General features: G+C 67.2%; 24 protein-coding genes. 13 read left to right on the top strand and 11 right to left on the bottom strand.

Going from position 1 to position 21,870, the window contains the following annotated elements:
* Positions 1-13: 13 nt before the first annotated feature.
* Both NCCP691_RS00380 and NCCP691_RS00375 read right to left on the bottom strand, forming a co-directional pair.
* Positions 14-592, bottom strand: coding sequence for a restriction endonuclease (locus NCCP691_RS00380; protein WP_238482248.1), 579 nt, complete (start codon positions 590-592; stop codon positions 14-16).
* Complete coding sequence (locus NCCP691_RS00375) at positions 589-1,131, bottom strand: M15 family metallopeptidase (protein ID WP_220806250.1); 543 nt, start codon at positions 1,129-1,131, stop codon at positions 589-591. The genes NCCP691_RS00380 and NCCP691_RS00375 overlap by 4 nt, the downstream gene beginning before the upstream one ends.
* Positions 1,132-1,397: 266 nt before the next feature.
* On the opposite strand from NCCP691_RS00375, the gene NCCP691_RS00370 reads away from it, so the two are divergent.
* The 3 genes from NCCP691_RS00370 to NCCP691_RS00360 all read left to right on the top strand — a co-directional run bounded on the left by NCCP691_RS00370 (position 1,398) and on the right by NCCP691_RS00360 (position 3,227).
* Positions 1,398-2,318, top strand: coding sequence for a PRC-barrel domain-containing protein (locus NCCP691_RS00370; RefSeq protein WP_220806249.1), 921 nt, complete (start codon positions 1,398-1,400; stop codon positions 2,316-2,318).
* 110 nt (positions 2,319-2,428) lie between these two features.
* Positions 2,429-2,608, top strand: coding sequence for a hypothetical protein (locus NCCP691_RS00365; protein WP_220806248.1), 180 nt, complete (start codon positions 2,429-2,431; stop codon positions 2,606-2,608).
* 82 nt (positions 2,609-2,690) lie between these two features.
* On the top strand, positions 2,691-3,227 hold the full coding sequence (locus NCCP691_RS00360) for a hypothetical protein (RefSeq protein ID WP_220806247.1): 537 nt from the start codon (positions 2,691-2,693) through the stop codon (positions 3,225-3,227).
* Positions 3,228-3,241: 14 nt separating this feature from the next.
* Here NCCP691_RS00360 and NCCP691_RS00355 read toward each other — a convergent pair whose 3' ends face one another.
* Positions 3,242-3,427: a hypothetical protein gene (locus NCCP691_RS00355; protein WP_220806246.1), complete on the bottom strand. Its 186-nt coding sequence runs from the start codon at positions 3,425-3,427 to the stop codon at positions 3,242-3,244.
* A 121-nt stretch (positions 3,428-3,548) separates the two neighbouring features.
* Here NCCP691_RS00355 and NCCP691_RS00350 point away from each other — a divergent pair, with 121 nt between their 5' ends.
* A complete protein-coding gene (locus tag NCCP691_RS00350; protein WP_220806245.1) occupies positions 3,549-3,704 on the top strand; it encodes a hypothetical protein in 156 nt (51 codons plus the stop codon).
* Here the strand turns inward: NCCP691_RS00350 and NCCP691_RS21470 are convergent, their stop codons facing one another.
* From NCCP691_RS21470 to NCCP691_RS00335, 3 genes are all read right to left on the bottom strand, one after another.
* A complete protein-coding gene (locus NCCP691_RS21470; RefSeq protein ID WP_220806244.1) occupies positions 3,705-5,717 on the bottom strand; it encodes a S8 family peptidase in 2,013 nt (670 codons plus the stop codon).
* Positions 5,718-5,747: 30 nt separating this feature from the next.
* Positions 5,748-6,008: a hypothetical protein gene (locus NCCP691_RS00340; RefSeq protein ID WP_220806243.1), complete on the bottom strand. Its 261-nt coding sequence runs from the start codon at positions 6,006-6,008 to the stop codon at positions 5,748-5,750.
* A 65-nt stretch (positions 6,009-6,073) separates the two neighbouring features.
* Positions 6,074-7,639, bottom strand: coding sequence for a hypothetical protein (locus tag NCCP691_RS00335; RefSeq protein ID WP_220806242.1), 1,566 nt, complete (start codon positions 7,637-7,639; stop codon positions 6,074-6,076).
* Between the two features lie 602 nt (positions 7,640-8,241).
* On the opposite strand from NCCP691_RS00335, the gene NCCP691_RS00330 reads away from it, so the two are divergent.
* The 8 genes from NCCP691_RS00330 to NCCP691_RS00295 all read left to right on the top strand — a co-directional run bounded on the left by NCCP691_RS00330 (position 8,242) and on the right by NCCP691_RS00295 (position 15,240).
* Positions 8,242-8,880 (top strand): LysE family transporter, encoded by a 639-nt coding sequence (locus tag NCCP691_RS00330; protein WP_220806241.1) that lies wholly within the window; start codon positions 8,242-8,244, stop codon positions 8,878-8,880.
* A 49-nt stretch (positions 8,881-8,929) separates the two neighbouring features.
* Positions 8,930-9,208, top strand: coding sequence for a hypothetical protein (locus NCCP691_RS00325; protein WP_220806240.1), 279 nt, complete (start codon positions 8,930-8,932; stop codon positions 9,206-9,208).
* A 36-nt stretch (positions 9,209-9,244) separates the two neighbouring features.
* Positions 9,245-9,658: a DUF2721 domain-containing protein gene (locus tag NCCP691_RS00320; RefSeq protein ID WP_220806239.1), complete on the top strand. Its 414-nt coding sequence runs from the start codon at positions 9,245-9,247 to the stop codon at positions 9,656-9,658.
* Positions 9,659-9,741: 83 nt separating this feature from the next.
* Complete coding sequence (locus NCCP691_RS00315; protein WP_220806238.1) at positions 9,742-10,362, top strand: class I SAM-dependent methyltransferase; 621 nt, start codon at positions 9,742-9,744, stop codon at positions 10,360-10,362.
* Between the two features lie 120 nt (positions 10,363-10,482).
* Positions 10,483-11,589: an S-(hydroxymethyl)glutathione dehydrogenase/class III alcohol dehydrogenase gene (locus NCCP691_RS00310; protein WP_220806237.1), complete on the top strand. Its 1,107-nt coding sequence runs from the start codon at positions 10,483-10,485 to the stop codon at positions 11,587-11,589.
* 2 nt (positions 11,590-11,591) lie between these two features.
* Entirely contained in the window at positions 11,592-12,437 is an 846-nt protein-coding gene (gene fghA, locus NCCP691_RS00305; protein WP_220806236.1) for an S-formylglutathione hydrolase, read from the top strand.
* A 117-nt stretch (positions 12,438-12,554) separates the two neighbouring features.
* On the top strand, positions 12,555-13,532 hold the full coding sequence (locus NCCP691_RS00300; protein WP_220806235.1) for a tripartite tricarboxylate transporter substrate binding protein: 978 nt from the start codon (positions 12,555-12,557) through the stop codon (positions 13,530-13,532).
* 157 nt (positions 13,533-13,689) lie between these two features.
* On the top strand, positions 13,690-15,240 hold the full coding sequence (locus tag NCCP691_RS00295) for a PAS domain-containing hybrid sensor histidine kinase/response regulator family protein (protein ID WP_220806234.1): 1,551 nt from the start codon (positions 13,690-13,692) through the stop codon (positions 15,238-15,240).
* 29 nt (positions 15,241-15,269) lie between these two features.
* Here the strand turns inward: NCCP691_RS00295 and NCCP691_RS00290 are convergent, their stop codons facing one another.
* From NCCP691_RS00290 to NCCP691_RS00270, 5 genes are all read right to left on the bottom strand, one after another.
* Positions 15,270-16,502, bottom strand: a complete 1,233-nt coding sequence (locus NCCP691_RS00290; RefSeq protein WP_220806233.1) for a malic enzyme-like NAD(P)-binding protein — start codon at positions 16,500-16,502, stop codon at positions 15,270-15,272.
* Positions 16,503-16,864: 362 nt separating this feature from the next.
* Positions 16,865-17,470 carry a carboxymuconolactone decarboxylase family protein gene (locus NCCP691_RS00285; RefSeq protein ID WP_220806232.1) on the bottom strand — a complete coding sequence of 202 codons (606 nt, stop codon included), beginning with the start codon at positions 17,468-17,470 and terminating at the stop codon, positions 16,865-16,867.
* The gene (locus tag NCCP691_RS00280) at positions 17,467-18,642 is read right to left on the bottom strand and encodes a YbfB/YjiJ family MFS transporter (protein ID WP_220806231.1); all 1,176 of its coding nucleotides are present in this window, start codon (positions 18,640-18,642) and stop codon (positions 17,467-17,469) included. The genes NCCP691_RS00285 and NCCP691_RS00280 overlap by 4 nt, the downstream gene beginning before the upstream one ends.
* 72 nt (positions 18,643-18,714) lie before the next feature.
* Positions 18,715-19,242: a DUF3617 domain-containing protein gene (locus tag NCCP691_RS00275; RefSeq protein WP_220806230.1), complete on the bottom strand. Its 528-nt coding sequence runs from the start codon at positions 19,240-19,242 to the stop codon at positions 18,715-18,717.
* 24 nt (positions 19,243-19,266) lie between these two features.
* Positions 19,267-19,962, bottom strand: coding sequence for an EAL domain-containing protein (locus NCCP691_RS00270; RefSeq protein WP_309295105.1), 696 nt, complete (start codon positions 19,960-19,962; stop codon positions 19,267-19,269).
* Between the two features lie 214 nt (positions 19,963-20,176).
* Here NCCP691_RS00270 and NCCP691_RS00265 point away from each other — a divergent pair, with 214 nt between their 5' ends.
* The gene (locus NCCP691_RS00265) at positions 20,177-21,868 is read left to right on the top strand and encodes an ExeA family protein (RefSeq protein WP_220806228.1); all 1,692 of its coding nucleotides are present in this window, start codon (positions 20,177-20,179) and stop codon (positions 21,866-21,868) included.
* Positions 21,869-21,870 lie beyond the last annotated feature (2 nt).

Raw genomic sequence — 21,870 nt, 5'->3', positions numbered from 1 at the left:
TGCTTCCGCCGGATCAGGCGCCGGCCTGCGCCTTCGGCATCAGTATCGCCAGCTCGGCGGTGCCGATGATGCGGATGCGGTGCTCGGCGGCGAACGCGCGCGCGGCGTCGCTCAGCACGCCGGTGGCCACCCATGCCGTGTCCTGCGCGCCCCGGCGTTCGGCGATGTCGCGCAGCGCACGCAGCGGCTCGACGCCCGTGCTCGCCGCCTTCCAGCGCCGGGCACCGACGACGGTTTCGCGGCCGCCGACGGCAAGCGCGAAGTCAGCGCCGCCGTCCAGCCGGGTCACCTGGTAACCCTGGCGGCGCCAGGCCTGCTCCAGCCCGGAGGCGAAATCGTTCCAGCTCATGGCGCGCAGGCGCTCGCCCGTGTCGGCCACGGCGGCGGCGCTCGGCGCGCCCCACTGCCTGAAGGCGGCGATGAGGCCGATGATGAAGAAAGGAATGCCGCCGGACGCGGCATAGGGTCCCAGCCCGCGCGGCATGACCGCCGCCAGCGCCAGCGACACCACGGCGGCCAGCAGCATGCTGATCCACCACGGCTTGCGCAGCAGGATCGCGAACAGGGAATTCTCGGCCATCTTCAGTTTCATGCCGCGTCTCCTTCCGGCGTCCAGTACCAGTGCCAGGGCTCGTAGATGAAGCCGAGCGCATTCCCTCGCGGATAGGAAAGCCGGAACCCGTGACGGCCCGCGTTCCGCTGCAGCCAGGCAAAGGCGGCCGTGTGTTCGAAGGGTTCTTCGCGCGGCTCGCATCCCGGGGTATTGATATCCACCGCGCGGCCGCTGTGATGCTCGCTGTAGCCGGGCGGCGCGCTGAGCATCAGGATGCGGTCCATGGGCATCCGCCGCGCAAGCTTGTCGCGGATGATCTCGGCCTGATCCTCCAGCGTGCGGAACGCGGACACGATCTCGAGCACGATGCCGTCGCCCAGCGCTGCCTGCTTCATCGCCTGCCATGCCGCGGCCGCGCCGGGCGTCAGCATGTGGTGCTGGCCGTCGGCGCCGGCTTCCGCCAGCGCGACTTCAGCGGCCACCGCATACCGCGGCAAGCCCTTGGCGGCGAGGATGGCGCCGGTGATGCCGAGTTCGGCAAGGAGGTCGGCAAGCGCCGTGTCTTCGATGACGTGCATGGTGAAAATGAAAGCCGGGTGCGGCAAGACGGGAACGGAAGCGCGTCATTCTACAAGAAGCGTGTTATTGCGCCGCGACCATTTCCGCCGCCGCTGCCGCTTGGTAAAGAACTACCGGCGCGAGCAGCTTTTGCATGCGCCGCGCCGGCGAGGCGAATCTTTCATTATGGCGCGGGCAAGCCGCCCGGCATTGTGGCCGCGCAGGCCGCAGGTGGGCGCGGAATTTGCAGCAGGGGGTGCATCAGCAATAACAGGAGGGTCTGAACATGCAGTCGACTTCCATCAAGAAAAATCTGCCCCTGATTTTGATCGCGCCGCTGCTGATCGCGGCCGCCTTTCCGGTGCTGGCACAGCAGGCGTCGCCCAACACGGGCAATCCCGCGGTCGACGCCCAGGCCGCGACCCGCATGAACGTGCCCGGCGGCGGGCGCGACATGCGCGCCAGCGAAGTCATCGGCAAGGAGGTCAAGAATGCCGCGGGCGAGACGCTCGGCGACATCGAAGACCTGGTCATCGACATCGACAACCAGCGCGTGAGCTATGTGCTCATGTCCGCGGGCGGCCTGCTCAGCCTGGGCGACAAGCAGTTTGCGATTCCGTCCGAACGCCTGCAGCCCGGGCAACGCGAGCGCGACCCGCTCGTCCTGCGGGTGAGCAAGGAAGAACTGGAGAAAGCGCCGGGCTTCGAGCCGGACAAGCGGCCCAACTTCAGCGAGGAAACCTACCGGGGCGCCGTCGACCGCTACTTCTTCAAGGAAGAACGCGGCCGCTACACGCCGTCGGGCGCGCGGCTGATGTCGGCCGAGCAGCTGATCGGCAAGGACGTCAACGACCGGGCCGCGCACAGCGCAGGCGAGATCGAGGACCTGGTGGTCAACTTCGGCACCGGGCGCACCTATGCGGTGCTGGAAGTGAACAATGCGCTCAACCCGAAGGACAAGCTGGTGGCGCTGCCGCTGAAGGCGATCTCCTTTCCGCAGCGTCCCGACCTCGACCTGCTGCTCAACATCGACCGTCCGCTGATCGAAAAGGCACGCGGCCTGGCGGACGCGGGCTGGCCCGACGTCAACTCGGCCGATGCGCGCAAGCAGATCGACAGCGACCTGGCCCGCCTGCAGTCGCAGGTGAAGAGCAATCCGGGCGCGACCCAGACCGGGCGCGAGACCTCCAGCGGCGCTTCGCGCTGAGGCCGCCGCGCATCATGTTCAATCCGACAAGGGAGGACGTCCGGCAAACATTTTGTTTCCACGAGGAACAAAAGTTGCCGGGCGGCGACTAAACCTTCTTTGGAGGTTTCATGCGTAATCAGGACTTCAACGACTCCGACGCCGCGCGCGTCGTTTCCACCCTGCTGGACCGTATCGCGACGACACCGCCCGCCACCGCCCAGGCCGGCGCGGCTCAGCAGCGCCAGATGTCAATCGTGGAATTCACCGAAGAATTGCTCCGGCAGGTCGCGCGCAACAAGCGGAGCTGACGCAAGCGGCGCGATGGCCGCGCTTGCTGATTGTCAGTGAAGCGCGGGGGCTCCATGCTAAGTTGAAGCAAAGGAGTCCTCCATGAAGCCTATCGTGTCCGCGGCCCTGCTTGCCGCCCATATCCCTCTCCTGTCGCCTCCCGCCCTCGCGCACGACAGCGCCACCGTCTACCGGCAGATCACGCGCGACGGCCGCGTGCTGTATTCGGACAAATTGCAGCAGGGAGCGAAGCTCGATGAAAAGATCGCCGTCCTGCCGCCGCAGAAGGGCAACCTCTGGAGCACGCAGCCTCCGGATCGCGTCGCCGCCCCGCCGCGCGTGGAAAGCACCCCGATAGACCGGCTGACCCGCATTCCGCCGCCGGGACGCATGAAGTCCTCCGCCGATGCGGAAGCCGATGTGATACGGGCTGAAATGCTGCTGGAAGATGCGAGAAGAAAGCAGCGCATCGGCGCCGAGCCGCTGCCGGGGGAGCGGACCGGCAATCTGCACGGCGGGTCGCGGCTCAACGAAGCCTATGCCGACCGCCAGCGCCGTCTCGCGGAACAGGTGGCGCAGGCGGAAGACTTCCTGCGCCGCATGGTGGCCGAGCGCGACATGCTCCTCAGCCGCCGGTGAGCGTCAGGGACGGCTCAGTGATCCTGGTGCCGTTCCTGCTTCTTGCCGCCGCCGGCGCCGGTGTCGCCGCCGGCCTTCTCGTGGCTCTTGTCGTTGTGGCTGCTCTTGAGGCTCTGGCCGGACTTGCCGTCGACCGATTTCACGTCGGCCTCGGTCACGTTGCGTTTTTGTTCGGGGTTGTAGCCTTTGTCGGTTTGCACGATGTTGCTCCTCTCGTTTCGGTCAGGTCAGCGTAGACAGCCTGATATCGGAAAAGGTCCGTGCGAACCGGACACGGCTGAAATCCCACTCAGATATGCCTGGTCACATCGGAGAACCGCCATGGAAAACGATGACGACGCCGTGCGCAGGATGCTGGGGATGAAACTGATCGAGGCGGCCCGCAAGGCCGGCGCCGACCTCGATGCGCCGAAGCGGCCGACGCCGCCGCCCGCCGACGAAGAAGCGGACGACAGCAGCGATTTCTTCAGCTGCTGATCACCAGCCCTGCATGCCGAAGCCGGACCGCGCCATGCCGAAGCCCATGCCCTGCGGCGCCAGCCCGCCCATGACGCCCAGCCCGGACTGCGGCCTTCCATAGACGCTCCAGGCGGCATAGGGCGACTCGAAGCCGCCGAGCGCACTGAGCGACAGCGCGCTCTGCTGCGGCCCCCATGGCATGCCGAGCCAGGCCTGCGGCTGCAGTTGTGGCTGCTCGTAGTACGGACCCGCCATCATCGGCTGCATCACCGCCTGCGGCACGCCCTGCACCGGCCTGACCGCGGCCCCGGTCGCGGCGCCCGCGGGCGTCTGCAGCCCGACCGCCACCAGTACGTCGGGCACGCCGAAGCCGGTGCGGGACGGGTCGCCGAGATTGATCCGCCGGGAGCTCATCTTCAGGATCTGGAACAGACGCTCGACCCGCTCCGGGCTGCGCGTCTTGTACGTCGTCTGAAACTCGGGATGATGCGCCAGCACCAGGGCCGCCACCCCGGTGACATGCGGCGCCGCCATCGACGTGCCGTCCCAGGCGGCGAAATTGTTCGGCGGAACACTGGACGTGATCGCCACCCCGGGGGCGCAGACCCCGATCTCCGGCCCGAAACAGGAGAAGCGCGCCGCGAACAGGCCGCTGCCGTCCATCATCTGCGTCAGCGTCTGGGTGTGATAGCTGTCGGGCGGGAATTCCGCCGCGTGTCCCACGGCCGCCACTGCCAGCACATTGGGCGAGGAGCCCGGGTACTGCACCCGTCCGCCGGAATTGCCGGCGGCGACGATGCAGGCGACGCCGGCGCGGCGCGCGCGCTGTATCTGCTGTTCGAGCGCCTCCGAGTATTCGGCGCCGCCGAGGCTCATGTTGACCACATCCACCTGCTTTTCGATGCAGTATTCCAGCGCATCGATGAGCTGGCTGACCTGGCCGCCGGGGAACAGCTTGCAGACATGGACTTCCGCATCCGGCGCGAAGCCGCGCACGCCGTAGGCGTTGTCGTCGCCGCAGATGATGCCGGCGCAGTGCGAGCCATGCGCGATGCTGTCTTCATTCCAGGTGTCCGGCGACTGCTTTTTGTTGACCACGTCGAATCCGGACTGGATCTTGCGCAGGTCGTCGTGCGTGGTGGCGGCGCCGGAATCGATGATGGCGATGCGCACGCCCTGTCCGCGGTAATTGCCGGGGAGCTGGTCCAGCCGCATCAGGCGCTGCCCCCAGCCCATGCTCTGCTGCTGCGGGAAATTGGCGAGCGACGGCCAGTCCGACAGCGGGCGCAGGCCGACGATGTTGGCTTCGTCCGGCGCGATGTCGGGCTGCGGCTGATAGAAGCTCCAGTAATCGGACCGCGGTTTCACGTACAGACTGCGTATGGACTGCGGCGTTTCGCCGTAGAGCGTGAGCGTCACCATGCCGCGTTCGTCGGTCACGCCGCGCGTGGGCACCATGCTGCCGAACAGGAAGACTTCCGCATCCTTGACCGGCGTGCGGTCCTTGCCGCCGACGACGATGATGGCGGCGTTGAGCACGGGTCCCGCGTTGGGCGCGGCGGCCGACACCATCATCGGCTGCAGGTCGGAGGCGTCCTGCAGCGCCAGCGACTGGTCGCGCTCGACGATCAGCCGGCCCTGCGCCTGCTGATGCAGCATGCCCGCCTTCTGCTCGGTCATGCGCGCCACCAGCACCGTCGGCTCGTCGTTCATGCCGTCCGCGAGCATGCCGACGATGCTCTTCGGGCCGACGGTGTCGACCACCTCGATGTCGGGACTGGCGCGCAGCGTCTGCTCCACCATCGCGATCTGCAGGGGCTGGAAGCCCATCGGCTGCAAGCCCTGCGGCCGGCGCGCGGCGATCAGGAACTGGCCCTTGCGTTCCGCGATGTTGTGGCCGCCGGCCGTTCCCGCGCGCGCGGGTTTCACGCCGGCGGTGCTCACCTCCGGCGCCGATGCCGCGCGCGGCTCATCCGGCTTGCCCGGCAACTGGCCGTCGCCCGGCTGATTGATCTCTGTCGTCTTAGGCATGTTCCACCTCTGGTCTGGGTTTACCCTGCCTCATGTGCCGCCGAAGAGCGACAGCGGGCGGTCGGGTTCTATCGTGAATTGATTGGAAGCGCGAAACTGCATCTCGAGCGCGGCGGCCATCTCCGGACTCAGGCCGACCACGGCGGTATGGGGCGCGCCGGCCGGGCCGATCACGTCTAGCAGCTGGATCGACGGGTCGGCCTGCAGACGGCCGAGCAGTGCGGTCAGCAGGCCGGCCTCCCGCGCACGGATGATGTAGCGGGTGCCGTAAGCGGGTGATGTCGTATGCATGTTCGCCTCCTCGCTGAAAAGGCCGCCCCGCGAGGCGGAGCGGCCCGATGCATGCGCAGCCGTTATCAGTGGATGGTCGGCTGCTGCATGCCGAGCCCTCCTCCCTGTTGCTGGCCCGCTCCGAACGGCCCGGCCATCACCTGCCCGCCCTGCGGCTGGCCGGCGTAGCCCGCGTATTGCTGGCTCCAGGGGTCCGCGCCGAACGGCAGCATCTTGCCCAGCTGTCCCGCCAGGCCGCCGATCGTGCCGCCCAGTTGCTGATTGCCGAAGGCACCGCCGATCAGTCCACCCAGCGGACGGCCCACGCTGCCGAGCAGATTGCCGAAGAAGCCCTGCGGCGCGAGTTGCTGCTGCTGTTGCTGAAGTTGCTGCTGAAGCTGCTGTTCATAGGCCGCCGCCGTCATCGGATCGACGCCGAACGGCAGCAGCTTGCCGAGCTGCCCGGCCACGCCGCCGATGGTATTGCCGAGCTGTTGGTTGCCGAAGGCACCGCCGATCAGTCCACCGAGCGGACGGCCCACGCTGCCGAGCAGATTGCTGAAGAAGCCCTGCGGCGCGAGTTGCTGCTGCTGTTGCTGGAGCTGCTGAAGCTGCTGTTCATAGGCCGCCGCCGTCATCGGATCGACGCCGAACGGCAGCAGCTTGCCGAGCTGTCCGGCCATGCCGCCGATGGTATTGCCCAGCTGTTGGTTGCCGAAGGCACCGCCGATCAGTCCGCCCAGCGGACGGCCCACGCTGCCGAGCAGATTGCCGAAGAAGCCCTGCGGCGCGAGTTGCTGCTGCTGTTGCTGGAGCTGCTGAAGCTGCTGTTCATAGGCCGCCGCCGTCATCGGATCGACGCCGAACGGCAGCAGCTTGCCGAGCTGCCCGGCCACGCCGCCGATGGTATTGCCGAGCTGCTGATTGCCCAGCGCGCCGCCGATCAATCCCCCCAGCGGTCGTCCCACGCTGCCGAGCAGATTGCCGAAGAAGCCCTGCGGCGCGAGTTGCTGCTGCTGTTGCTGAAGTTGCTGTTCATAGGCCGCCGCCATCATCGGATCGACCCCGAACGGCAGCAGCTTCTGGATGTTGGGCAGCCCGGTCATGGGCAGTCCGCCCGGCGGCCAGCCCGTGCCCGGAAAGCGGGGCAGCGTGCTGAGGATGCGGTCGCGAATGTGCGGCGGAATGCCCATGATGTTTTGCGGTGAAAAATCCTGCTGCTGTCCGTAGGCCGCCATCGGATCGGTCCCGAATGGCAGCAGCTTGCCGAGCTGTCCCGCGAGGCCGCCGATGGCGCCGCCGAGCTGGGCGTTGCCGAAGGCGCCGCCGATGGCATTTCCAATGGGCTGCCCGAACTGCCCGAGGAAATCGCCGATGGCTCCCTGCGGCGCGAATTGCTGTTGCTGCATCTGCTGGATCTGCTGCAGATAGGCGCTGGCGGGATCAGTCCCGAAGGGCAGCAACGAGCCGCCGATGCCGCCGGCCACCTGCCCGATCTGCGAACCGAGCGACGGATTGCCGAACAGCCCGCCGATCCCCTTGCCGATCAGGCCGCCGACCGGGCCGCCGAGAAGGCCGCCCAAAAAACCCTGCGGCATGAGTTGAGCCTGCGCGCCGGGCAGCCCCGAATATCCCTGCTGGAAGTCGTTCATCTCGCTTGTCCTCTGTCTGTTGCGTGCGGCGCCCTCGCGACGGATCGCGGGCGCCGGTACGGACGCGACGACGCCGTACCGGCCGCACAGTTGATGGAAAGTTTTCAGGACCTGCAATGCGCGCGCTCTGCTTCGCGCCGGGGGACATGCCCGCGACGCGCCCTGCGCGGCTGACGTCCACTGACCAATGTGAGTGGGTGCCAACTCGCCTCACCATCATGGAAGGGGCACCCGGGCTTTTCAAGCGGAGTGCGCGCCCCTTTGCGCGGTCTCAACCGGCCTTAGCGGAGGGAATTCAATGAGCGCCGGCATGTAACCAGGGTCTGCTTCGCCGCGCGCCGGGCACGGACGGCCAGGGACTTCGGCCGCTTCGATCGGAACATCGACGGGCGCCCGGAACGGCCGCGCCAGTGCATGGCCGCGAGGCCGGACCGCATCGACTGCGCCGATCATCGCCTTGCCGGCAGAGGCTGCCAGGTGGCGAGCACGGTCAACAAGCGATTGCGCATGGCGGTCACGATGACGCCGGGCAGCAGGACACGGCCTGCCGGATCGCGCGGCCTTTGATAAGATGCGCGCTCCTTCGATTCTTCCACCCGAGCATGAGCTTCGCCACCTGGGTCACTTTCTTTTTCGCCTCCTGCCTGATCGCCATCTCGCCCGGCTCGGGCGCGGTGCTCTCGATGTCCCACGGCCTCGCCTACGGCGTGCGCAGGGCGAGCGTGACCATCCTCGGCCTGCAGGCGGGACTGCTGCTGGTGCTGTTCATCGCCGGCGCCGGCGTCGGCTCGATTCTGCTGGCGTCCGAAACCCTGTTCACCATCGTCAAGACGGTGGGCGCGCTGTACCTGATCTGGCTCGGCCTCTGCCAGTGGCGCGCGCAGCCGGCGGCGGCCCACCTTCAGGCCCAGGGCCAGGGGCAGATGCCGGCGCCGCGCAGGCGCTTCCTGCTCGGCTTTCTCACCAACGCGACCAACCCCAAGGGCATCGTCTTCATGGTGGCCGTGCTGCCGCAGTTCATATCGGGCGACGCGCCGCTGCTGCCGCAACTGCTGATCCTCGCCGCCACCACCTGCGCGGTGGACCTGGTGGTGATGCACGGCTATGCGGGCGCGGCATCGGCGCTGCAGCGCGTGTTCCGCAGCGCTCAGGCGCTGCGCATGCAGAACCGCGTCTTCGGCGGCGTGCTCATGGCGGTGGGAGCGACCCTGTTCTTCGTCAAGCGCGGGCAGCACGCCTAGCCGGCCTGCCGGCCGGGAACGGCTTGCCCGCACAGCGGCCCAAGCCAGCATGGAAACCTGCCCGCTCTGCGGCCGCGAGCTCATCGACGGTCCCTCGGTCAATGAACATCACCTGGTGCCGCGAAGTCATCGCGGGCGCGACAAGGTGCGCATGCACCGGGTGTGTCACAACAAGATCCATTCGGTGTTCAGCGAGAAGGAGCTGGCGCGCTACTACCACACCTGGGAGCGCCTGCTGGAGAACGAGGAAATCCTGCGTTTCGTGGCCTGGGTGCGCAAGAAGGACCCGGCCTGGTATGACCGCCACGACCCGCGTCGGCGGCGCTGATGTCACAATCGGGCTTTGTGTCCCCTGACCCGCTCGATGAACCTGACCACGCCCGCCCTGCTCTTCCCCGCCATTTCGCTGCTGCTGCTCGCCTATACCAACCGCTTCATCGTCCTCGCCCAGCTGATCCGGCACCTGCACAGCCAGAACCAGGAGAACCTGACCGATGTCGTGATCCGGCAGATCGCCAACCTCGGCCTGCGCATCACGCTGATCCGGCGCATGCAGGCGATGGGGGTGCTCAGCTTCCTGTTCTGCGCACTGTCGATGTTCCTCATCTTCGTCGACATGCTGCGCAGCGCCGAGTATGTTTTCGGCGCCAGCATCTTCTTGCTCGTGATCTCGCTGATCTTTTCACTGTACGAAATATTGATAAGCACCAAGGCAATCGAGATAGAACTGGAAGACATTCAGAACCACGCAAAGAGACAGGGGAGTCGCTTGCCCTAAAGAAACAGTGAGATGGGGCGGCGGCTGAACTTTCTTGCGCCAACAGGTCTTAATACCAGTTTGACAACTCACAAAAAAGAACTATGAACCCCATCTCCGTCGATAACGTTGTTAACACCTATCGCTTCTACGCCCCGGTCTACGACAGCCTGTTCGGTGCCGTGCTCGAGCCGGGCCGTCGTGCGCTGACCGAGACGGTGCGTGCGCTCCAGCCGTCCTCGATCCTGGAGGTCGGGGTGGGCACCGGTCTCACGCTGAGCCAGTATCCGGAGAGCGCGGCCATCACCGGCATCGACATATCCGACCACATGCTGGAGATCGCCCGCGAGCGCGCCAGCAAGATGCCCGAGCGCAGCATCCAGCTCGCGGCCATGAATGCGGAGATGATGGACTTGCCCGATGACAGTTTCGATTGCGTAGCAGTGCCCTATGTGCTGTCCGTCACCCCGCACCCCGAACGCCTGGTCGCCGAGATCCGGCGCGTCTGCCGCAAGGACGGCACCATCCTGATCCTCAATCATTTCAGCGGCAGCCGCTTCTGGTGGTTCCTCGAGCGCGCGGTGCGCTCGCTCGCCAACCGCATCGGCTTCCGTTCCGACTTCTGCTTCAACGAGCAGATCCTCAAGTACGACTGGGAGATCCAGTCGGTGCGCAAGGTCAACCTGTTCGGCCTGTCCCGGCTCGTGGTGATCCGCAATACCTGAGGCGACCGGCATCCTGAGAGGCACTCCGACGCGACGCGCGGCTTGGCGATAGAATCGACGGCCCGGACTCCTCCGGCGCAGCACCCGTCACCGTAACAAACCATCCCTGGAGCCAACACAATGAAAACCAAAGCCGCGATTGCGTGGAAGGCAGGCGAACCCCTTTCCGTTGCCGAAGTCGACCTCGAAGGCCCGCGCGCGGGCGAGGTGCTGGTCGAGATCAAGGCCACCGGCATCTGTCATACCGACTGGTACACGCTGTCCGGCGCCGATCCGGAAGGCATCTTCCCGGCCATCCTCGGCCATGAGGGCGCCGGCGTCGTGGTCGATGTCGGCCCCGACGTGCGCTCGCTGAAGGCGGGCGACCATGTGATCCCGCTCTACACGCCGGAATGCCGGCAATGCAAATTCTGCCTGTCGCAGAAGACCAATCTGTGCCAGGCGATACGCTCCACCCAGGGCCGCGGCCTCATGCCCGACGGCAGCAGCCGCTTCTCGCTCGAGGGCAAGCCGCTGTTCCACTACATGGGCACCTCGACCTTTTCCAACTACATCGTGGTGCCGGAGATCGCGCTCGCGAAAATCCGCAGCGACGCACCGTTCGACAAGGTCTGCTACATCGGCTGCGGCGTGACCACGGGCGTGGGCGCCGTGCTGTTCACCGCCAAGGTGGAGGCCGGCGCCAATGTCGCCGTGTTCGGCCTCGGTGGCATCGGCCTCAACGTCATCCAGGCTGCGCGCATGGTCGGCGCCGACAAGATCATCGGCATCGACATCAATCCCGCGCGCGAAGAGATGGCGCGCAAGTTCGGCATGACCCACTTCATCAATCCGAAGGAAGTGGACAACGTGGTCGATGCGGTGATCCAGCTCACCGACGGCGGCGCCGACTACAGCTTCGAGTGCATCGGCAACACCACCACCATGCGCCAGGCGCTGGAGTGCTGCCACAAGGGCTGGGGCCAGTCGGTCATCATCGGCGTGGCGGCGGCCGGACAGGAGATCAGCACGCGTCCGTTCCAGCTGGTGACCGGCCGCGTCTGGAAGGGCTCGGCCTTCGGCGGCGCGCGCGGCCGCACCGACGTGCCGAAGATCGTCGACTGGTACATGGAAGGCAAGCTCAACATCGACGACCTGATCACGCACACGCTGCCGCTGGACCGCATCAACGAAGGCTTCGACCTGATGAAGCGCGGCGAGTCGATCCGTTCCGTAGTGCTCTACTGATCATGGCCGACATCATTTCCGAACACCGCTGCCACGGCGGCATCCAGGCCTTTTATCGGCACGAGTCCTCGACCATCGGCCTGCCGATGCGCTTCTCGGTCTTCCATCCGCCGCAGGAGAGGAGCGAGATGGTGCCGGTGCTGTTCTGGCTGTCCGGGCTGACCTGCACCGAAGAGACCTTCCCGATCAAGGCCAACGCCCAGCGCCTGGCCGCGCAATACGGACTGATGCTGGTGGCGCCGGACACCAGTCCGCGCAATACCGGCATCGAAGGCGAGGACCGCGACTGGGATCTCGGCAGCGGGGCCGGCTTCTATCTCGACGCCACCGCCGAACCCTGGCGCCGGCACTACCGGATGGAGTCCTGGATCACCGAGGAGCTGTTCGGGCTGGTGCGCGACGAGTTCAATGCCGACACGGAGCGCGCCGGCATCTTCGGCCACTCGATGGGTGGCCATGGCGCGCTGACCCTGGCGCTGCGGCATCCCGACCGCTATCGCTCGGTCTCGGCGTTCGCGCCGATCGCCGCGCCCAGCCGCTGCCCCTGGGGCGAGAAAGCCTTCACCGCTTATCTCGGCGAGGACCGCGAAGCCTGGCGCGAACACGATGCGAGCGAGCTGATGCGCAAGCGGCGGGCGCCCTTTCCGCAGGGGATCCTGATCGACCAGGGACTGGACGACAAATTCCTCAAGGAGCAACTGCTGCCGCTGCAGTTCGAGCAGGCCTGCATCGACGCCGGGCAACCGCTGACGATGCGACTGCACGAGGGCTACGACCACGGCTATTACTTCATCGCCAGCTTCATCGATGACCATCTCGCGTTCCATCAGCGCATTCTTGGCGGCTAGTCGTGCAACGCGCATGGCAAAGCCGGCGGATATCCAGTAGCATAGGCGGTCAGAAAAAAAAGCACGGTCGTAAGCCGTGCCCCAAGAAACACTGAACCGCCATTAACGGAGACAACCATGACCCGACGCATCCTGTCGCGCCGCGACTTCCTGAAAACCTCGGCTGCCGCCGGCGCCGCGCTGGCACTGCCCGCATTTGCCCAGTCGGGCTATCCCAATCGTCCGATCCGCCTGATCTGCCCGTGGCCGGCTGGCGGCTCGACCGATGTGGTGATGCGCGCCATCGGCGACAGCTTCGCCAAGCAGATCGGCGGCACCGTGATCATCGAGAACAAGCCGGGCGCCGGCGGCATTCTCGGCGCCGGCGAAGCCGCGCGCGCGCAACCCGACGGCTACACCCTGACCCAGGTGCCGCTGGGCGTGTTCCGCCTGCCGCACATGCAGAAGGTGTCCTTCGACCCCCTCAAGGATCTGACCTACATCTCCTGCCTGACCGGCTATACCTTCGGCATGGTGGTGCGCTCCGATTCCCCGATCAAGAGCATCAAGGACCTGGTGGACTACGCCAAGGCCAATCCGGAGCGCTTCACCTACGGCTCGACCGGCACCGGCACCACGCCGCACCTCGTGGTCGAGCAGTTCTCGCGGCGCGCCGGCATCAAGCTGCTGCACGTGCCGTTCAAGGGCAACGCCGACGGCATGCAGGCGCTGCTCGGCGGCCACGTGATGGCGCACAGCGACGCCACCGGCTGGGCTTCGGCGGTCGAGGCCGGCCGCTGCCGCCTGCTCGCCACCTACGGCTCCAAGCGCACCAAGCGCTGGCCGAACGTGCCGACCCTGCAGGAGCTCGGCTTCCAGACCGTGTCGGACTCGCCGTTCGGCATCGGCGGCCCGAAAGGCATGGACCCGGCCCTGGTCAAGCGCCTCGACGAAACCTTCCGCAAGGTGCTCCAGGATCCGCAGGTCGTCTCCACGCTGGAGAAGTTCGACCAGCCGATCATCTACATGAACACCGCCGAGTACACCAAGTTCGCGCAGGACACCTTCAAGGAAGAGAAGGAAACCATCGAAAGCCTCGGCCTGGCCAAGAGCTGATCCCCCGCGCCCGGCGCCTCGACGCCGGGCGCATCCTCCAGCGGCGCGGCCTGCCGCGCCCGCTGTCTTTCCGCCCTCCACAACGCGTTGCGCAAGCTACGTATAATGCCTGCCATTCCGTCCGGCGCCCGCCGGGCTTGCCGAATCGGAGCGTGCATTGAATAACCCCGAACCCCGCGTGCACCTGCTGCTGCAGGATGGCCGGCGCTTTCAGACCCTGATCGACAATGTGCAGGACTTCGCGCTCTACCTGCTCGATCATGAAGGCAGGATCAGCAGCTGGAATGCCGGCGCCGAGCGCATCGAGGGCTATCCGGCCGACGAGATCATCGGCCGCAGCATGTCGCTCTTCCTTGCCCCCGAGGACCGCGCGAGCGGGACACTGGAACAGGCGCTTGCATCGGCCGCCGGGCAGGGGCGGCACGAGATGGAAGGCTGGCATGTGCGCAAGGACGGCTCGCGCTTCTGGGCGCATACCGTGCTGCAGGCGATCCGCGACGATGACGGCCAGCTGGCCGGCTACGCCAGCATCGCGCGCGACATCACCCAGCGCAAGCTGGCCGGCGAGACGCTCGAACGCGCCAGTGCCAGGCTGCTGCAGGCGCAGCGGCTGGAAGCGGTCGGACAGCTGACCGGCGGCATCGCGCATGACTTCAACAATGCCCTGTCGGTCATCGTCAACAGCCTCGACCTGCTGGCATCCAGGCTGCGCAGCGCGAGCGACATCGTGGTGCTTGAGAAGGCGCAGCGCGCCTCGGAGCGGGCCGCCGACCTGACCCGGCAACTGCTTGCCTTCGCGCGCCGCCAGGCGCTCGCGCCGGAGCGGCTCGATCTGAATGCCCTGATCGCCTCGGCCGAACCGATGCTGCGCCGGGCCTGCGGGCCCTCGGTGCGGCTGGCGGTCGCCCCCGGCGCCGAGCCGCGCATGGTCTCGGTCGACAGCCAGCAATTGCTGCAGGCCCTGCTGAACCTGGTGATCAATGCACGGGAGGCGATGCCGCACGGCGGCGAGCTTGCCATTCGCTGCGACAGCGTCGTGCTGGCGGAACGCCATGCGGCGGCGAATCTGCTGCCCGGCAGCTATGCGACGGTGAGCGTGAGCGATACCGGCATCGGCTTGCCGCCCGACCTCGTGCCGCGCGCGATCGAACCCTTCTTCACCACCAAGCAGGACGGCAGCAGCGGGCTCGGCCTGAGCCAGGCCTACGGATTCGCCGCGCAGTCGGGCGGCGGCATGATCATCGATTCCGCGGTCGGCAAGGGCACGAGCGTGACCATGTATTTTCCGCTGGCGCCCGCGGCCACGGACAAGCCGCCGGTTGCGTCCGTCGCCGGACGCGCCGGCAAGGTGCTGATCGTCGAGGATGATCAGGACGTGCTCGACCTGGCCACCCGCATCTTCCAGAGCCTGGGCTTCGATGTGCTCACCGCCGGCAACGGCCTGGACGGCGTCGCCGTGCTGGAACGGGTGCGCGACATCGACGTGCTGTTTACCGATGTCGTCATGCCGATGGGGATGAGCGGCATCGAACTCGCGCGCTTCACCCGCAAGGTCTGTCCGCAGGTGCGCATCCTGCTCGCCTCGGGTTACCCGATGGAGGTGCTGCGCGCGGAATACGGCGATCTCGATGACTTTGCCTTCATCGGCAAGCCTTTCCGCTGGACCGAACTGCTGGAGAAGATCCGCGCGGTGCAGGAAGCCGCCTGAGGGCGGCTTCACCCTTCCCCCTCCGGCCCTTACAGCAGGGTCTTGCCCAGCGCCTCGAGCTGCAGGCGGTAGGCAGCGGGGTCCAGCTGCCGGCTGGCGACGCCGCTGTCCCATGCCGCCGCCGCGATGCGCGGCGTGACGCCGCCCAGCAGGCGCTTGTCGAGCAGGCCCGGCACGATGGCGCCGGGGCCGAAGCCGTCGGCGCCCCGCGCCAGCGCCGCGAGTGCCTGCACGCAGGCACGCTTCATCTCCTGGTTGATGCCGCGCGCACCGCTGTCGAGGGCGGCGCGGAAGAGATAGGGGAAGCACAGCGCATTGTTGATCTGGTTCGGATAGTCGGAGCGCCCGGTGGCAATGATGGCGTCCGGCGCGGCTTCCCGCACCAGCTCCGGCCGCAGCTCGGGCTCGGGATTGGCGAGCGCGAACACGATCGGCCTGGCCGCCATTTTCCTCACATCGTCCTGGCTCAGCAGGCCCGGGCCCGACAGGCCGAGGAAGACATCCGCCATGCCGATCACCTCCGACAGCGTGGCGGCGGCGGTGTCCTGCGCCCAGGCCCGCTTTTCCTCGCTCAGCGTGCGCGCCGTGGTGAGCACCCCGCGGCTGTCGCAGACATACACATTCTCGCGCCGCACGCCGAGGTCCACGATCATGTCGAGGCAGGCCATCGCCGCGGCGCCGGCGCCCGAGCACACCACTTTCGCCAGCGAGATGTCGCGCCCGGTCAGCTCCAGCGCGTTGAGCAGGCCGGCGCCGACGACGATCGCGGTGCCGTGCTGGTCGTCATGAAAGACGGGGATCGACAGGCGTTCGCGCAGCCGGCGTTCGACGTAAAAGCATTCGGGCGCCTTGATGTCTTCGAGATTGATGCCGCCGAAGGTCGGATGCAGCGCCGCGATGATCTCGACCAGCTTGTCGGGGTCGGTCTCGTCGATCTCGATGTCGAAGGCATCGATGCCCGCGAATTTCTTGAACAGCACCGCCTTGCCTTCCATGACCGGCTTGCCCGCCAGCGCGCCGATGTCGCCCAGGCCGAGCACCGCCGTGCCGTTGGTGATGACGCCGACGAGATTGCCCTTGGCGGTGTATTCATAGGCCTTGGACGGCTGCCTGTTGATCTCCATGCAGGGCGCGGCGACGCCGGGGGAATACGCCAGCGACAGGTCGGTCTGGCTGCCGACCGGCTTGGTCACCTGGATGGCGACCTTGCCGCGCTGGCCGGCGGCATGGTATTCGAGTGCTTGTTGCTCGAGCGTTGTCATATCGTTACAGAGTAGTGGTTGATCGTCGTTGCCGCATGTTTTCGTCGGACGAACGCAAATGCGCCGCCCTGCCTCGTCCGCGCGCGCGGTTGCGCGGAAAAGGGAGGCTGCCCGGCCTGCCGCGGAGCGGAGCCGGGATGCTGATGTCTGGATCGGATTAATGGTATTGCGCCATCGCTGGCGGGCGCTCGCCGGCTGATAAGCCTGCGGCGTTCCGTGATCCGGCGCCGTCGCCTCGGACGGTCCGGTATCTCCCCGGGATAAGGAAGACGGAATACAGCGTTACCGACGGCAGGAGCGGGGTGTGCCCCGGCCGGGGGAATGCAAGACTAGCACAAAGACCGTCTGACGGGTATCGGGGATCAGAGCGGATAAGGCTTCAGGGGATCGGCTGTCGCGTCCTTCATCGGCGGCGTGCGCGCCACGTTCATCACCATCGACACCGTGGTGAAGTAGCCGATCAGGCCGAGCATGTCGAGCAGGCCGCGTTCGCCGTAGCAGGCCACCGCGCGCGCGTACGTGCCATCCGACACGCCATGCATGCGCTGCAGTTCGTCGCACACTTCCCAGGCGATCTCCTCGTCCTCGGCCATGCCGGGCGGGCGCCGCCCCTCGGCCAGCGCGTCGAGCATCTCCTGGCGGATGCCCGCCCTCTGCGCCAGCGGATGATGCATGCACCACTCGAACTGCTGAGTCCACTGGCGGGACACGATCAGCATCACGAATTCATTGATGCGGGTTTCGAGCGAGGTCTGGAAGCGCAGGTACTCGCCGACCTTCTGCAGCCGGTTCATCAGTTCCGGACTGCGCATGAGCGGGATGAAAGGCCCGAACACGCCCTTGCGCGGGCCGTTGATCAATTCCTGCGCCGCCGCGCGCTGGGCGTCGTCCATCGCTTCCGGTGCCAGCGCGGGCATCCGCTCGGGGCCGGGCATGCAGTGCGCGAGGTCGGGTTTGAGAGTGTTCATGTCGGTTCCCTGGAAGTGGAGGTCAGAAGGATGGCGCTGCCGGCGAGCATGGCGGCGGCGACGATCAGCGCGCTCGAAAAGCCGTTGCCGCCGACAGTGAGCGGGCCGATGATCTGGCCGGCGGCGAATGCGGCCGTCATCGCGGCGAGCAGCACGCGCGCGTCGGCGCCGGCCACCCGCTTGCCTTCCTGCAGCGCCGCCAGCGTGATCACCATGAAGGTGCCGCCGACGCACAGCGCGGCGATGAAGACCGGCAGCAGGCCGGGGCTCAGCGCCGGCAATACCACGCCGGCGGCCATCACGAGATGCGACCAGCGCCAGAGGCGGCGGTTGCCGAAGCGCGCGACCAGCGCGGCGACGCACAGGGTCGACAGCGCCGCAGCCAGCCCGAAAACCGGCCACGACCAGCCGAACAGCGGCGAGCCCTGCAGCGCGGTCCTGGCCATCACGGGCAGGAAGGTGGCGGGAATGATGTAGCCGAAACCGAAGATGCCGTAGCACAGCACGAGACGCAGCGCGTCGGCGTTCCAGCGGAAACGCGAGCGCCCGGTGGCGGCGGCCGCGGCGGCTGCGTGTACGGGTGCGAGAAAGCGCCAGGCGGCCAGGCTGAGCGCGGCGGCGAGCAAGCCCAGCGCCGCCCAGGCGCCGGATGCATGGGCGCCGGCGCCGATCAGCAGCAGGCACAGCAATCCGGCCGCGGCGATACCGCTGCCGACGCCGGCGAAGACGAGGCTGTTGAGGAAGGGGCGCCGGTAGATCGCCAGCGCCTCCATGCACCAGGCCGACACCGAGATCAGCACCCAGGCACTGGCGATGCCGGCCACCAGGCGCAGCAGCAGCCAGCCCGCGTAAGGCAGCGGCGCGGCCATCGCCAGCGTGGTCGCCACGATGACCAGCAGGCCGGCTCTGATCGCCCGCTCCGGCCTCACCGCGACCACCATCGCCGACAGCGCGCCGAGCAGATAGCCGAGATAGTTGGCCGACGCCAGCAGACCGCCCGCCGGCAGCGTCAGCGCGCCGTCCTGCAGCATCATCGGCAGCACCGGCGTGAAGGCGAAGCGCCCTATGCCCATCGCGACCGCAAGTGCGGCAAGCCCGGCAAGCGCCCGCGATATGCCGGCGCCGGCGGCATGGCCGGGCGTGCCGGCGTCAGTGGTTTCCCTGGTCTCCATGGCGCCAGTCTAACGTCACCGGGCCATTAACAAAAATGAATAATGCAGATGACGGATTCTCGAAACGAGAAACTACTTCTTCGGCATCATCTCCGCTACCGGCTTGACGTTGCCGCAGTCGGCCGACAGCCAGCGTCCGCTGTTCTCGGAATGCTGATTGACGGGCTGGCCATGCATGGTGCCCTTGAAATCGTAGGTGGAGGTATAGCTTTCGTTGCCGTTGAAGGTCCCTTTGGCGCGCCCCTCGCCCTTCATCGCCGCGCCGTTGCAGACGATGTCGACGCTGTAGCTGCCGCCGTTGCGCACCATGTTCTTCGACTGGCAGCCCATCTCGTTCTTCTCGAGTCCCGGCAGCTGGTCGCCCTCGGCCATCTGCCGGGTGATGCAGACCCTGGTCACCATCGCGCCGTCCTGGAACTGCGGCACGTTGACGCCCATCTTGCGCATCTGCTCCATCTGTTCCGGCGGGATCTTCGGCATGTTCTTCATCGCGTCGGATTTCGTCGTCATTTCCCACAGGCCGGGCTTCATCTGTCCAGCGGCCAGCGCCTGGGCGGACAGCAGGGAACACAGCAGCACGGCAACAGTCGTCTTGCGCATCACATCTCCTCGGGTTGAAAAAAATCAGTCCGGCCAGTGCGGCTCGGGCAACTGCTCGAATACCGGCCGCCCGAGCAGGTAACCCTGCACCAGCTCGATGCCGAGATCGGCCAGGGTGTTGAGCTCGGCAAGGGTTTCCACGCCTTCGGCGACGGGCCGGATGCCGAGTTCGCGGCAGACCAGCAGCACGCCGGAGACGATGCTGCGGCGGACGCGGTCGCTGTCGATGCCGCGGGTCAGCGCCATGTCGAGCTTGATGATATCGGGCTGAAAGTTGGCCAGCAGATTGAGTCCTGAATAACCCGCGCCGAAATCGTCGATGGCGGTGGCGAAGCCCTGGCGCCGGTATTCGGTGAAGATGCCCTGCAGGTGCGCTTCGTCCTGCACCTGTTCGCCCTCGGTCACCTCGAACACCAGGCGGTCGGTCGGCAGTTCGAACTGTTTCGCCGCTTCCAGCGTGGCGCGGATGCAGGTCTCGGGACGATAGACCGCATTCGGGAGGAAGTTGATGTGCAGCTTGCAGTCGGGCCGGTCGGCCAGTCCGAGCCGCGCCGCCAGTTCGATCGCCTTGACCCGGCAGGCCTGATCGAAGCGGTAGCGGTTGTCGCTGTTGACCTGCTCCAGCACCCACCCGGCGCCCTGCCCCTCGACGCCGCGCACCAGTGCCTCGTAGGCATGCACGGTCCGGCGGCGGAGATCGAGGATGGGCTGGAAAGCCATGCTGAATTCGAAGGACAATCCGGCGCCGTCACGGCATTCGCGGCAGCCTACGGGGATAAAGGGACGGGACATCAAATGTTTTCTCCGCGGGCCAGGTAAGGGATGGATGCAGGATAAATGCAGCGCCCTTGCATTCTATCAAAGTGTCTGCGCGGCAAGAATGCGGGGTGTGGCTGCCATGCTATCCTTGCAAGCCGTCCGACAGACAGCCGTCATGTACACGCAATTCTTCCGGCTTTCGCAGGCCCCATTCTCGATTTCGCCCGATCCGCGCTATCTCTTCATGAGCGAGCGGCACCGGGAGGCGCTCGCTCACCTGTTGTACGGCGTGGACAGCGGCGGCGGCGTGGTGGTGCTGACGGGGGATATCGGCACCGGCAAGACCACCATCTGCCGCTGCTTCCTGGAGCAGGTCCCGTCCAACTGCAATGTCGCCTACATCTTCAATCCGCGCCTGACGGCAATCGAACTGCTGCAGACGGTCTGCGAGGAATTCCGCATCGACATCGTCGCGGACGACGGCGACAAGAGCACCAAGCGCTACATCGACGCGCTCAACCGCTTCCTGCTCGCCGCCCATGCCGCCGGCCGCAACAGCGTGCTGATCATCGACGAGGCGCAGAACCTGTCGCCGGGCGTGCTGGAGCAGCTGCGCCTGCTGACCAATCTCGAAACCAATGAACGCAAGCTGCTGCAGATCATCCTGATCGGCCAGCCCGAGCTGCGCGCCATCCTCGCCCAGCCCGACCTGGAGCAGCTGGCGCAGCGCATCATCGCCAACTATCACCTCACCGCGCTGTCGGAGGCGGAGACTGCGAGCTACATCCAGCACCGGCTCGCCGCGGCCGGCCTCACCGGCGCCTCGCCGTTCCCGGCGGCGCTGACGCGGCAGATACACCGTCTCACCGCCGGCGTGCCGCGCCGGATCAATCTGCTGTGCGACCGCGCGCTGCTCGGCGCCTATGCCAATGGCCTGTCGACGGTCGACCGCCGCATCCTCGACGGCGCGGCGCGCGAGTTGTTCGTCAGCGGCCGCATGCGCGAACCGGCAAAGCGCCGCGTGCCGGTCCTGGCGGCGACGCTGCTGGCGCTCGCGCTCGGCGGCGCGGCGGGCTGGGCCGCCATCGACGCCGGCTGGCTCACGCCGCCGCGCACCGCCCAGGCCGGCGCCGCGACGCAGGCCACGCTCGCCGTCGCCGGTACCGATGCCGCTCGCAAGCCAGAGGCGGCTGCCGCATCCGCGCCCGGCCCCGCGGTCCAGGCCGCGGCCGCTCCGGCGGAGCCGCCGACGGAAGCCGAAGGCCCGCTCACCAGCGAAGCCGAAGCCATCCGCCTGCTCGCGCGGCTGTGGGGCGGCACCCTGGCCGGCGACGATCCCTGCGGCTCGGCGCCCGAACACGGCTTGCGCTGCCACTGGAGCACCGGCGGCATTCCCGAACTGCGCCGGCTCGACCGCCCTGCGGCGCTCAAGCTGCGCGACGATTCCGGCAAGAGCTATTTCGCGCTGCTGACCCGCCTCGACGAAGCCAGCGCGACACTGCGCATCGGCGCCCAGCGCAAGCCGGTGTCGGTCGTGGCGCTGGCGCGCCAGTTCGACGGCGTGTTCGTGACCCTGTGGCGGCCGCCGCCGGGTTTCAACGCCGCGCTGAAAATGGAAGACAAGGGCCCGGCGGTGGACTGGATCGCGGAGCGCCTCGCCGGGCTGGCGGGCGAGCCCGCGCCGGCCGCCGGGCGCCCCTTCGACCAGAAGCTGCTGCGCCAGGTGCTCCAGTTCCAGCAAGCCTCGGGACTGGCGGCGGACGGCATTGTCGGCGCCGTGACCGCGATGCAGATCAACCGCGCCGCCGGCATCGCCGAGCCGCGCCTGCTCGCCAGTCTGCAGGGCGCATCGCCCTCTACGGAATAAGC

This window comes from Noviherbaspirillum aridicola, from assembly GCF_019656455.1.
GTDB classification, from domain to species: domain Bacteria; phylum Pseudomonadota; class Gammaproteobacteria; order Burkholderiales; family Burkholderiaceae_D; genus Noviherbaspirillum; species Noviherbaspirillum aridicola.
Note: the sequence above shows the minus strand (reverse complement) of the source record. Positions and strands in the feature narration are given on the sequence as shown.